Source organism: Candidatus Methanomassiliicoccus intestinalis Issoire-Mx1, assembly GCF_000404225.1.
GTDB lineage: Archaea > Thermoplasmatota > Thermoplasmata > Methanomassiliicoccales > Methanomassiliicoccaceae > Methanomassiliicoccus_A > Methanomassiliicoccus_A intestinalis.
Genome location: NC_021353.1, coordinates 133,931 through 146,566, shown reverse-complemented (window position 1 = coordinate 146,566; position 12,636 = coordinate 133,931). Strand labels below are relative to the sequence as shown.

Annotated in this window: 9 protein-coding genes; 3 read left to right on the top strand and 6 right to left on the bottom strand. The window is 37.3% G+C overall.

Annotated features, from left to right (window positions below; translation table 11 throughout):
* Nucleotides 1-44 precede the first annotated feature (44 nt).
* On the bottom strand, nucleotides 45-236 hold the full coding sequence (locus H729_RS00585; RefSeq protein ID WP_020448058.1) for a 30S ribosomal protein S17e: 192 nt from the start codon (nucleotides 234-236) through the stop codon (nucleotides 45-47).
* A 97-nt stretch (nucleotides 237-333) separates the two neighbouring features.
* Here H729_RS00585 and H729_RS00580 point away from each other — a divergent pair, with 97 nt between their 5' ends.
* A complete protein-coding gene (locus tag H729_RS00580) occupies nucleotides 334-1,134 on the top strand; it encodes a S26 family signal peptidase (RefSeq protein ID WP_147554360.1) in 801 nt (266 codons plus the stop codon).
* On the opposite strand, the gene thyX is transcribed toward H729_RS00580, so the two are convergent.
* Nucleotides 1,112-1,801, bottom strand: a complete 690-nt coding sequence (gene thyX, locus H729_RS00575) for an FAD-dependent thymidylate synthase (protein WP_020448056.1) — start codon at nucleotides 1,799-1,801, stop codon at nucleotides 1,112-1,114. The two genes, H729_RS00580 and thyX, sit on opposite strands and share 23 nt — an antisense overlap.
* 34 nt (nucleotides 1,802-1,835) lie before the next feature.
* Nucleotides 1,836-2,558, bottom strand: coding sequence for a TraB/GumN family protein (locus H729_RS00570; RefSeq protein WP_020448055.1), 723 nt, complete (start codon nucleotides 2,556-2,558; stop codon nucleotides 1,836-1,838).
* Between the two features lie 102 nt (nucleotides 2,559-2,660).
* Between H729_RS00570 and H729_RS00565 the strand changes: the two genes are divergently transcribed.
* Nucleotides 2,661-3,347, top strand: a complete 687-nt coding sequence (locus H729_RS00565) for an HAD family hydrolase (protein WP_020448054.1) — start codon at nucleotides 2,661-2,663, stop codon at nucleotides 3,345-3,347.
* Here the strand turns inward: H729_RS00565 and H729_RS00560 are convergent.
* Together H729_RS00560 and H729_RS00555 are read right to left on the bottom strand one after the other, a co-directional pair.
* Nucleotides 3,338-3,937, bottom strand: a complete 600-nt coding sequence (locus H729_RS00560; RefSeq protein ID WP_048133763.1) for an HVO_0476 family zinc finger protein — start codon at nucleotides 3,935-3,937, stop codon at nucleotides 3,338-3,340. The two genes, H729_RS00565 and H729_RS00560, sit on opposite strands and share 10 nt — an antisense overlap.
* A gap of 320 nt (nucleotides 3,938-4,257) precedes the next feature.
* On the bottom strand, nucleotides 4,258-5,700 hold the full coding sequence (locus H729_RS00555) for an AAA-like domain-containing protein (RefSeq protein ID WP_020448052.1): 1,443 nt from the start codon (nucleotides 5,698-5,700) through the stop codon (nucleotides 4,258-4,260).
* 862 nt (nucleotides 5,701-6,562) lie between these two features.
* Between H729_RS00555 and H729_RS00550 the strand changes: the two genes are divergently transcribed.
* Nucleotides 6,563-9,289, top strand: a complete 2,727-nt coding sequence (locus tag H729_RS00550; RefSeq protein WP_020448051.1) for a hypothetical protein — start codon at nucleotides 6,563-6,565, stop codon at nucleotides 9,287-9,289.
* Between the two features lie 216 nt (nucleotides 9,290-9,505).
* Here the strand turns inward: H729_RS00550 and H729_RS00545 are convergent, their stop codons facing one another.
* Nucleotides 9,506-12,010: an InlB B-repeat-containing protein gene (locus tag H729_RS00545; RefSeq protein ID WP_020448050.1), complete on the bottom strand. Its 2,505-nt coding sequence runs from the start codon at nucleotides 12,008-12,010 to the stop codon at nucleotides 9,506-9,508.
* Nucleotides 12,011-12,636 lie beyond the last annotated feature (626 nt).

Below are 12,636 nucleotides of genomic sequence, written 5' to 3'. Positions count from 1 at the left end.
ATAAAAATATGCCTGCACGGCGCGCCTGGCAGAATATGAAGAGCTTACTGCTCCATATTCTGCCAGTAACGGGTAACGTAACCAGCTATGCGGTTTCTCATGACAATTGAGTCTACATTTGTCAATTTGGAAACCAATTCTTTGTTGTTTTCAAAGTCTTCATTGAACAAAGTTGGATATTTCTGTGCAAGTTCGAGAGCAATCCTTTTAATGTAAGTGGGTCTGATATTTCCCATTATTCCACCTGGTAGCGGTGGTTAGGTTAATACGCTATATAATAATTTTCCAAGGGAACGAACGGTTTTATTCGCTATCAGCTACGTAGTTACATCTGTGAAACGTTCCAAAATTCTAGCCATTGCTGCATCGCTGGTACTTGTTTCTCTTTTGACACTTGCAGTTTTCGAATCGATTCTCTCACCACCGATGGTGATTTCCTCAAGAAGCATGCAGCACGATGACAACAAAAGCGAATTGGGCATCTTAGATACTGGAGATCTTGTAATCATTGACTATCAAAAGAGTCCTTCAGAGATCATGACTTATGCACAGTCTGTTTCAGAAGGATACACTCAGTTTGGAGAATATGGAGATGTGGTTCTTTATCATACTGATCTTTCAGACATTCCCATAATCCACAGGGCAATATGCAGAGTCATCTACAATGGAGACGGCACTTTCAATATTCCAGAGCTGTCGCTGCTCCCTGAATGGATGTGGTCTACATCCAATGGAGGCTGGGAGAACCTGAGAGGTATTGTCTACCTTTATAACATAGGATTCAAGAATATTACAGTCCCGATTGATCTTGACAAAATCCTGAAAAAAATGGGAAATGACCCTCACGGCGGATTTTTAACCATGGGCGACAACAATACAGGAAATACCAAATTGGGTACAGTGGGATACATAGATCAGACTTCATTATCTTCAGTGGATTCCCCGATCCTTGATGAAGATATAATCGGAGTGGCTGCTGCTGAAATTCCCTGGGTAGGCGTACTGAAACTTACTGTAAGCGGAGAAGCTCCAGATTACCTGCCACTTAACAGTGTTGTCTGTCTCACAGCGGCAGTTTCCGCCGGAACTCTGTGCATTGCAGCCGCATACATCATTCTGAAGAGGAGGGCATGAGTTCAGTCCTAGGATTTTTGCAGCTCATTTTTCCTTCCTGGCAATGACCTTTGGAGATGCAGCTGGGACCGGCATTATGGAAGATGTAGGGAGATACATCTCTCACCAATCTCAGCATTTCTTCGGCAACTTCTCTTATCTCCCACTGAGCTCTGCGGCAGGTTCTCAGTTCCAAGAAATGCAGAAGTTCCCTTGCATTCATTGTTACAGTTATATTGGTGGAACATGCATTCGGAAGCACATATCTGGCATCTTCAGCCGGCACATTTCTGGAAGTAAGAAAATCATAACACTCCCAGACGCTGTCCATCATCTTTTTGAATTTTTCAGCGGCTTCTTTATCTTCTGCCACAGAAGGCGGCATGATGTACTGAGAATGATCCATCGAAACATATCTCTGTGACTGCTGCGAATAGGAAGCGATTCTGTGCCTCACAAGCTGGTGAGTCATCGCTCTTGATACTCCTTCTACAGAAAAGGTATATGATGCGTGTTCCAGAACAGAATAGTGTCCGCTGCTCAGAGGGGTTCCCAGCCACCCTTCCATCTTTTCTTCATTCCATCTCTCCATCAACTCATCTGCACCTTTAGATGAATAACATGATCTGGCCGCTGAAGAACATAGTTTTTCTGCATCTTTAGTGTAAGACAGAAGAGTAACACGCATGAGTCCATTAACGAGTTATATGATTTAAAAAAATTCATTCAATCTTTTGTTCAAAACTGTATTTAAGCGTAAGATTGTCCTGTTCAAGCTTGACGTCTGATTCGGGGAACTCCATATTTCTGATGTCTTTCAAGCGGAATACTTTCGTCTCCCTGTCTCCAAGAATCTTTAAAATTCCGTCTACATGCCCATCGCCGATGACTACTGCAACATCTCCATACATATCTGCAGCTTTGATTATGTTTTTGGACATGATCTCATTGCGTTCATCTACCAGAATTCTTTTCATTGTAGGAAACTGTTTTCCCATGGTTGCCATGTACAGTTCGGTATTGTCTTCATAGGAGCTTAACTCCTCTTCAATGGTTTTCTTTCTTACAAACAGGGCGGCAAATGATGAAAAGAACAGTTTCGCTTTTTCACCGAATGTCATTTCCTTGAGAATCCTGTCAAATAAGGAGCGAGCATCGACATCGATCAGACAGAATGCAATCCCCATCTCTGTCGCAGTATCCACTGCAGCGATCATCTCGTCACCGGCTTCTCCGCCGTAATCTTCGGCTATTTTGCTCTGAAAACTTGCCATCATGTCATAAGTCAGGCCTGTTTTGGCTTTTTCCTTATCTGGATTACGCAATGCATGATACCTGACTGGATCAAGTTCTATACAGACTGCTTTTGAATCAGACTGCAGAATAATGTGTCTTACTTGTTTGGCGATGTCAAACACATGTCCTACGCCCAGAATGGTTATCATTGATTATCCAATGTGCACGCGGATATTTAACAACAGCAGGGCATTTGTCAGCAGAGGCCTGTCTGCGCAAAATTAAATAATAACTATGGTTGTGCTGCAGATATGGCTGCGGAGTCTAATTCATTCATGTCAAATGGTCTGACCAAATATGATCTGGCAGTCTTTGACATGGACGGAGTACTCGTTAATTATTCCAGTTCCTGGTCTTGGATAAACAAGGAACTTGGTATAGACAACAGCAGCGATTTTAAAGCCTATCTAAATAAAGAAATCGATGATGAGGAATTTATGCGGAGAGATATCCAGAGGTGGATGGATAAGTATCCCGGCATTACCGTAGATGATGTTGCAAAGATTTTAGAAAATGTGCCGGTGATTAACGGCATAAGAGAAACTGTACGCAGACTTCACTGGTTTGATATAAAATGCATAATCATCAGCGGCGGACTGATGGCTACAGCAGCAAGAATCGCCAAAGAATGCGGTTTTGATGCATATATTGCAAATGATCTGGACAGAGACATAGATGGTTTCCTCACCGGCGATGGAATTTCGAATGTAGATCTGAAAGACAAGGGTCAGTATGTAGTGAAGTTTCAGGAAAAGTATAACACCACTAAACACAGGACTTTTGCAATAGGCAATAGCTTTTCAGATCTGCCGATGTTCAGAGAATGCTCCTTTGGAATCGCTTTCAACCCAATCGATGAAAAGATTGTGGAAGGTGCCGACGCAGTCGTTAAAAGCGAGACCATCGCCGACATCCTGCCTTATGTGATTCAAGAGTAAGTTGTCCTTACGGCTTTGGCGTATATCCTGACGATATCTCTTGCTTCAGCACTGCCGCGTCTTACCATACCAGATGCTGTTTTTATGCTGTGTATTGCAACTTTTTCTGTGCCGATTGTCATCAGGTCGCCTACATAAAACTCCTCATCGGGGAGTGCCTCCAGCTCTGCAGGTATCGTCTGGGTATGCTTATTGATGGAAATCTTAACTATTACATGGTCGAACTTTTTAGCCCAGATTGTATCAATGTTGGCAGGTTCGCAGTTTTCAACTCTCTTTCCTTTAGATTCTATTGCCGTAACCAGCAGCTGGCTTTCTCCGAGGAATATCTCGTCTCCTACACTGAGAATCTCATCTTCCATGAGTTCAATCTCTTCTCTATGAGATTCGCTTCTGTCAGAGACAATGATTGGTATCTTTAGTGATTCTGGCTCCCTTACTACGGTTGTGTATGTGTGGCCACATTCTTGGCACTTTACGGTTGCCTCGAGTGTGTCCTGCTTCTTTCCCATTTTACCTCTGAGAACCTCATGCACGGCATTCTCGCCACAGGATGGGCAATCCAAATAAAGTGCGTTGGGTATTGTCATTTAAATCAATTACACATCGCAAATTAAGCAATATATCTTTCGCTGTTGTTAACATTGTAAAACTAAGTCATTTGCAGGATTTTCTTATATTGCCATACATTTTTGAGCTTATTGTCATGTATTCTTTGTATGTGTAAATCAAATAACATCCGAAAATATTCTCATATTTTGCATTATTGGTTCTAATGCTGTTTTTAAATTTGAAATAAATTACACAACAACATCATATATTTTCTTATCACTATGGATTACCCAGGAACTTGCAGTGTCTTTATGCTTATTGAATGAAAATGTGAGGAGATATCCAGCATCGTGATTCATCAGGCTAAGATAGTCTGTAAGTTGATTAAGAGCTCTTTCATGTTCGATGCTCCTCTCCAGATCTTTAATTCAATTATAAATTCTTCTTTTCCGTATGTGACTATAACGTCCATGCGTTTGTCTTCTCCGGTTTCCGCTTCTACATAGTAAAAGCCAGATCCATTTATAATGGGTTTTAAAAATGCTAGAAACAGCAATCTTCCTTCACGCTCTATGAAATTTTCGTCTTTGTTTCTATATTCTGAATGCATAAAATTCTTGAAACTGTCAAGTATTTTGTTCATATCCAGCTTACCATTTGAAACATATTTTCTATTCATGTCATCCGTGCTGCCAATATTTCGAGACAATTTCTTTTTGGACATTAAGTGGTTGTAGATATACAGCTCAAAAATCTTATTTGAAATAACGACCTTATTATTATTTCCTTTTGAAATGATGTCATACATTACACCTTTTTCAATTGTAGAGTTGGATGAAATATAATCAATAGGATCTAAGGTAACCAACAAGGTATAGACCAAATCATAAAGTTCCCTGTCATTTTCAATATTCTTAATCAAACTGTCAGTTAGAGTAGTTTTCTCTCCCAAAAACATTTTCACGGCCTTGTCAATTCCATCAGAATTCCATTCTTTTGAGAGCTTTTCATCAATGATCTTACAGATGTAGCTAACTAAAAATGGATAACCGTTTGTAAAATAGTAAAGTCTATTTGATACTGTATCTATATCCATTCCAGTATTATGATCGTTTTCATATTGGATTAGCATAGTTGAGATTTCCCCAGGTGAAAAAGACATATCTATGTCAAACGGGGCAGCTATATTCCACGGAGAATCGTATACATAGTCATCATCAGCCCGTAGTCTCAGTCTTAAATTTTTAATATCATGAACCCCAGCTAAAATAACACTTTTAAATGCAATATCTATTCCTTCATTTCTTGAAAGGTATTTTGCTCTTAACATTCCCAAAAAATCAATTAATATCTGGTTTCCTCTTGACCTATCTGCTTCATCAATTATGAGTATTATTTCTTTATCTGATGAGTCTACAAGAGATACAATATTCTGACCAAGATTGGTCATAGGGCTAATCAAAGCATCTATATTCTGCCAGTTAGCTATAGACTCTGGGTCTGCGTTATTAAGAATGAGGGATTTTTTCACAGCATTTATAAATTCGTTAACAAATAGCCTCTCGGATGAGAAGGCATTCTCTTCCCACACTTCAAAACTGATACATATTATAATATATTTATCAGACAGCTTTCTTCTCACTTGGTTAAGCGTTGTAGTTTTTCCATATTGGTTGGGTCTGTTTATAACAAAATATTTTTCATTATCTACTAAATTGAGTATGTGATCCAACTTATCACTTATGTTAACCATGTAATGTTTCTTAGGAATGCACGCGCCAGTAATGTTAAATTCTCTCATCTTAGTCTGTTGCATATTATGTTGAAATCTATATATCTGTTAGCAATGAGAAGATGGTGTGCAATCATCAAGCGCAGGGGAACGTCATAAATCAAATCATATTCCCCTGCGCATATGAAGTGAGAATGAATTAAGTTAAGTTGATTGAAGTTTGAAGTTTTGAGTTTGAGCTCTTTTATTTTGATTTTGATACTAATTACATTGAGAATTATGAGTTGAGTTTGAATTTGATTGATTTGTGTAAGTATTAATTGATTGATTTTTGATTTGATTTTTTGATATGTCAGGACTTAGTTTATTTTGATTTGATTCTTTTGTTTATTCTGTCTGGATTGTTCGTTCTTTTGATTTACTTGGATTGTTTTGTTTGATTGATTGTTTTGATTATTTGGTTTTTAGTTTTTGATTGTTTTGATTTTGGATTGAAGTTTGTTTTGTTGAATTATTGATTTAGTTTTTGAATTTGAATTGAAGTTTGTTTTGTAATCGAATGTATTTTCATTGTTTATTCTTTTCTATTTTCTTTCTGTTCTTTGTTTTATTGAATGCATTGATTGCGATTATTTGGTTTTTAGTTTTTGAATCGATTTGCAATTCTCTTTCTCTTTTTCTTTGTTCTTTGATTATTCTCTTTTGTTTATTCTTCTTCTTTCTCTTATTCTTTCTTTGTTCTCTTTGTTTATTCTTTCTTTTCTTTGATTATTTTGATTATTCTTATTGCTGATTGAGTTTGCAGTTTTGGTTTTGAAAAAAATTGTTTTTTTGTTTTTGATTTTGGTTTCTCTTTTCTTTTTTGAGTTTTGAAGTTAGAAAGTGATTTTAATTTCAGTCTTTGAGAAGAGAAGGCAAAAATGGTGATTGAATGAAAACAGAAAAGAGACTGACAATGGCTCTGAGCGTCTTAGTTGCGCTTATGATGCTAGCTGTCCCTCTCGCATCTTCAAGCAACTTGTTCGTGGATGGGGGACAGACAAACTCTAACGGCGATGCGCCAAACTTAGGTGCTGCCGGAGACACTTACGTATTGTACTTTGACTTTAACGTACCTGAAAACAGCTTAGATGCTGCTAACTTAAAGAGTACATTTAATGGCACTGCTTCTGCCACCAATAATATTGGAACAAAAGGAGACGGTGATAATGCTACAGCTGGCAGCATTGAGTTCTCACTTATAAAAGGAAAGACTGCTCAGGAGGATAGAATTCTTGCCTATGTTAAACAGCCTACTGGAACTGGAGATTCTTTAAAATTAATTACAATTGGAAATGTATTAACCAATTTAAACACACTTGTGTTTGACTCTAGGGAAGGTTATGACTTAGTTTCATGGAAGGGAACTGATGGTAACTCATATTATGCAGATAGTGATGCAAAAATAGAAAAAAATATGAACTATACTGCCAACTGGGAATTAAAGAGCGTAACGGCATATATTGAAAATACTGATAACACAGGTAGCAATCCTTCTACTACTCCCACCGCGTCAGCAAATACTGACCCCATTGAAGTTACATATGATTTCAAAGAATTCAAAGTAAATGTAGTCATTGACGGTGAGACGAAAGAATATGTGAAAGCATACTTAGTTACAGAAGACGCTGATGGTAACCCGATCATCGAGTTTAATGTATCACTCAGTCTTAATAAAACTTCTTTGAGCACCGCTACCGTTTTCAATAAAACTAGGCCTGGAAGCGAATCAATTGCAGGTGTAGGATCTGATGGATTCTTGATTACCAATTATCTGATGAATCCTGCTCCTACAGAAGGTTATTACGTACCAGTTTACAATATTCTCACAACTGATTCTAACAAAAAAGTAGTTTACGATTCTAAAGAAACAGGTGAGAAGAAATATGCTGATTATGTGTCTGGAAACTCTCAGAACAGCTTCAATGTAAACTTTGAACTTATCTCAACATACACACAATTAACAATCTCTTCGATATTGTTTGATGAAGACGTTGCAGTCTATGCATACAAGGGATCTTCGTTCACATATGCAGACTTATTAAAGTTCCTTACTGATCCTGATTTATCTGGCCCAGAAAATTTTGAAGCTCCATATATAACCGGAGATATGACTGATTTTAACTCTGCAACTGGGAAACTGCCTGTAGAAAATAATAAATACGTTCTTACAGGATGGAATGGTTCTGTTCTTTTGAACAGCACAGAAAAAGTGACTGAGACTTCCTTAACACTTGATGCTGATACAAACTCATACAAAGTCGTATTCATGGTGAATGGCGAATTCGAAGTTGTTGAGGTTCCATTCGGAACTGAGTTAAGTGCAAGCCTGACTAAACTCGATACTAATGGTGTTGATCACTGGGTCAGTCCTGTCACTGGTAAGGCATACGTATCAGATGCATTCTCTACATTCAAAGAATTCCGTTTTTCACCAGATGATATAAAAGATGCTGAAACTGCTGGAAAATCAAATGATACATTCATTCTTATAGCATGCTTCCAGCCTGCAAATAAAACAGCATATGCCGTATTCAATGCAGGTACTGCAGACTTTGGGGATGAACTTGTTAAAACAATTGTAATTCCTGGTGAAGTAAACACACCGATATCTAAGCTTCCAGCTACACCTGAAAAAGAAGGAAAGAATGTATTCATCGGCTGGATGACCCCAGATTATAAGCGGACTGATGGTAAATATACATACACAAAAGATGCTTCAAAGGATGATCCAATTGTATACTCATCATCTCAGGAATACAACAAAAAGAATGACGTGTCTTCATACACTGCCAAGATTGAATCATACAAATGGACAATGAGCTTCTCAGCTAACGGTTCAGTAATTGGAGTTCTATATTATTCTCAGGGCGCTTCAAACACAATTGCCATCTCAAATACTGATTTAACAACAAACCTGGTCGCATATCAGTATGATGGAAAGATGTACAAAGCTGCCGATGCAAAAGGTGGATCAAGCACAGCTAAAGATGCATTTGCAAATATAGTATCTCCTCTTAAAGCTGGGTACGAATTTGTTCAGTGGAATGGTGCCGAAGGAAAGAAAGTAATCAGCGATGTTATTACACCAGAAATTACTGATACGGATTACCGTAGTTACACAAGCTCAAAACAATCCATTGAAAAACTGACTGGAGATATTACAGTTTCTGCTGAGTTTGATGCTAAACCATATATTGTACAGTATGCAAATACTTTCAATTCATCATCAATCTATGCGACCACTCAAATTGCAGATGTAGATGAGACACTGAAATTATTTGGAGACTCAGTATTCATTCAAGAAGGGTATAAACTCATAGGATGGAGCGACAGAGCTGACGGAAACGGAACTAAGTACGATCTCGGATCAAACTTTACCCTATCTGGAGAGCAGTATGAGAAACTGAAAGATACCCCTGGTCATCTGATTGGCGAGGATGTAACAGTTACAATGTACTCAATCTGGGAGAAAGTTGGCTCTGGATCAGGATCTGGTGACAACACTGATGGAGACAATGACAACAGCAACACAGACACATATCTGTTAGCTGGAATACTTGTTGTGATCATCATTCTGATCATCGTTGTTGCAGTTGTACTGAGAAAGAAGAACTGAAAGTAAAAAAACACTTAAGTAAAATCAATTAAAGTCAGAGTTTAATCTCTGACTTTTCAAATTTCTTTTTTTAAAATTTAAATTCAGTAAAAGTTTCACAAAATCGAACAAAAGAAATAGAAAAAAAGTAAGTAAAAGTTAATATCAGAATCTTAAAAAGATCCTGAATACTAACTTCGTTAGTTTTCATTGTTTATTCTTCAATCTTTAAAGTTTTCAGTTCTTCTTTCTCATCAGTACAATTCCTACAATAGCAAGAATTGCAATTACAGCAAGCATTCCAGCGATGAGATATAATGCAGTGTTGTCACTGTCATTGTTTCCATCAGTGTTGCCGCCGGGAACATCAGATCCGCCGTTGTATTCCCAGACAGAGTAGAGTTCGATTACTACGTCTTTGCTATCATCGGTTCCAGCGAGTTTCTTATAATCTGCTCCATTCAGAGAGTATGTTGCACCGAGATCATAATTGCTTCCGCTGTTTCCAGGAACGGTAGACCATCCTTTCAGAGTGTATCCTTCATGAATAAAGGTGTCTTTTCCATAGAGAGTAACATTCTGATCGACATATGCAGTCTGAGATTGAGTTCCTTCGAATGTGTTGACGTATTTGATTGTATATGATTTAGCATCGAACTGAGCGTACACGCTGAAGTCAGTCTTTATTCCATCCTTAGGGAATCCATCACCGGCTTCAATTGTAATTTTATTATCTGCTGCAGTTGCAATTGAAAATACTTTCTTTCCATCAACATCATTCCACTGAACGAAGTTATATCCATCTTTTTTAGGCTGGAGAGCTTCTACTGCTTTTTCAAAGTTAGCAACGCTAGCTTCGTAGATGTTTCCTTTATATTCAAAAGCAACTAAGTCTCCAGATACAGTATTGTCGTCTGGATCAACAGCTAATGCTCCTTTATAGTACAGTTTAGCACTAACTTCATTGTCTATATAGAATGTAACAATATGCTCATAGGATTCTGGCATTGCAGTAAATGTCTGTATCGAAGATAGATTATATTTTGAATCGTTTGTATAGCCTGAGTATCCAAGGAATACAGTTTTATCTTCGTAAACTAAGTTAGATACTGGTTTGACTATGCTAGCAGACTTAGTTTGGGTAGTGTTTCCCTTTCCAGTAACTACAATTCTATCAACGTTTTCATTGTCTCCAAAGTATCCATTGGTGCCAGCATCAAATATTGCATAGGCAGTGTTGGCGCTTGATTCAAAACAGGCAACAAACACAACAGATGGAACATCGACACTGCTTACTGAAGCAGCAACTTTCTCTACAGTATCAATGTTGCTCTGAGATGCAAAGCTAAATGTCTGGAATAATGTGTTTCCTTTCAAATCACTCTGCTTAAGGTTTATTCCTTCAAGACCAGTCATCTCACTGAGACCAAGTTTAATATTTTCAGCAACATCTTTAAACGGAATCCATACCCAGTGATTCAAACCTGAAACATCAAGAGTGCAGAGATCTTCGCTTAACTTTCCAAACTCAACGAACTTAACTTCATACTGACCGTTTACCATGAATACAACGTTGTATCCATTCAGTTTAGCATCAAGTGTGAATTCAACAGCTGTTGTCTGAATTGTGCTCTCTAAAAGTGCAGCACCTTCGTTCCAGCCTGTAACTAAATACTTTCCATCACTTGTTTTAATACTCACTCCATCTGATTCGTACTTTAATGAGTCGTCATCGTTTTTAGCAAGTGTTATTGGTATTGTTTTATCACTATCGATCTCCGCTTGTACTGCAGCTAAAATCATAGAATAATCATATGGTGTAGCTTTGTCAGCATATAACATTACATCTTTGCTGTCTTTGAATGCAATAGAATGTACTGTAAGTTTAGCATATTTAGCATCATTAAATGTGTAAGTTACAGTTAATGAGCTTGTAGACGGGATTTTTCCATCAGTTGGAAGTGCTTTGTTGTCTCCATATGTTACTACACCATTCGAGTAAACTGGTAATAATTTCTCTGTAGCATTTATTACATAGCCATCAGTGCTGAGGTCTCCAACTGTCTCGACTGCATTCTGTAATCCCTTAACAGTGGTATCAAGAGTTCCATCGTTGTTATATTTGTCTACAATAACTGCAATCTTTCCATTTGCATCAACCTCATATGCTTTCACATACTCTTTTACATCACCGTCAAAGTTAACAGTCACAGGAACTTCTACATATCCTGACTGTAACTCCCACTGAGATGCGAATATCATGTCTTTTTTAATTAAATCTGATCCAGATACGCTTGAATCATATATCATGCCAGTATCTGCATCTTTCCAAGAGAGTAATTTATATGCAGCTCCCTTATTAATTTTTGAGTCGTTACTACTGAATAATACTTTAATTAGGTTTTGAATATGCGCGTCACCAATGATTAAAGCACACAGATCACTATTTTCATTTAAGTACCATGTTACTTTACCCTTAAGATCGTTATCTTCCTCGGTGGCAGTTTTTAACTTACTAATAAAGTCATCATCAACATTAGTTTGGTCTAAACTCTTACCGTCAGCATTCAACTGGAATGTGACTGTGTACCCGGTCGAAGCGCTCAACATTGGCGCATCGCCGTTAGAGTTTGTCTGTCCCCCATCCACGAACAAGTTGCTTGAAGATGCGAGAGGGACAGCTAGCATCATAAGCGCAACTAAGACGCTCAGAGCCATTGTCAGTCTCTTTTCTGTTTTCATTCAATCACCATTTTTGCCTTCTCTTCTCAAAGACTGAAATTAAAATCACTTTCTAACTTCAAAACTCAAAAAAGAAAAGAGAAACCAAAATCAAAAACAAAAAAACAATTTTTTTCAAAACCAAAACTGCAAACTCAATCAGCAATAAGAATAATCAAAATAATCAAAGAAAAGAAAGAATAAACAAAGAGAACAAAGAAAGAATAAGAGAAAGAAGAAGAATAAACAAAAGAGAATAATCAAAGAACAAAGAAAAAGAGAAAGAGAATTGCAAATCGATTCAAAAACTAAAAACCAAATAATCGCAATCAATGCATTCAATAAAACAAAGAACAGAAAGAAAATAGAAAAGAATAAACAATGAAAATACATTCGATCACAAAACAAACTCCAACAAAATCAATAAACAAAACAAACAGAACAAAACAGAAGAAAAAGAGAAACAATATGGAAAAGAGAAAATAGAAAGAATAAATCAAACAAAGAGAAAAGAATAAACAAAACAGAAGAAAGAAGAAAAGAATAATCAAAAGAAAACAGTCAAAACAAACTAAATTCTAAATCAATCCAGACAAATCAGAGAATCTAAACCAAATCTATCAATCAATTCAGACATATCAAAAACA

Bases quoted from the DNA above. Each gene is read 5' to 3' on its own strand.
- H729_RS00560 (WP_048133763.1), bottom strand. From the start codon at position 3,937: ATGACAATACCCAACGCACTTTATTTGGATTGCCCATCCTGTGGCGAG.
- H729_RS00550 (WP_020448051.1), top strand. From the start codon at position 6,563: ATGAAAACAGAAAAGAGACTGACAATGGCTCTGAGCGTCTTAGTTGCG.
- H729_RS00545 (WP_020448050.1), bottom strand. From the start codon at position 12,010: ATGAAAACAGAAAAGAGACTGACAATGGCTCTGAGCGTCTTAGTTGCG.
- thyX (WP_020448056.1), bottom strand. From the start codon at position 1,801: ATGCGTGTTACTCTTCTGTCTTACACTAAAGATGCAGAAAAACTATGT.
- H729_RS00565 (WP_020448054.1), top strand. From the start codon at position 2,661: ATGGCTGCGGAGTCTAATTCATTCATGTCAAATGGTCTGACCAAATAT.
- H729_RS00570 (WP_020448055.1), bottom strand. From the start codon at position 2,558: ATGATAACCATTCTGGGCGTAGGACATGTGTTTGACATCGCCAAACAA.
- H729_RS00585 (WP_020448058.1), bottom strand. From the start codon at position 236: ATGGGAAATATCAGACCCACTTACATTAAAAGGATTGCTCTCGAACTT.
- H729_RS00555 (WP_020448052.1), bottom strand. From the start codon at position 5,700: ATGAGAGAATTTAACATTACTGGCGCGTGCATTCCTAAGAAACATTAC.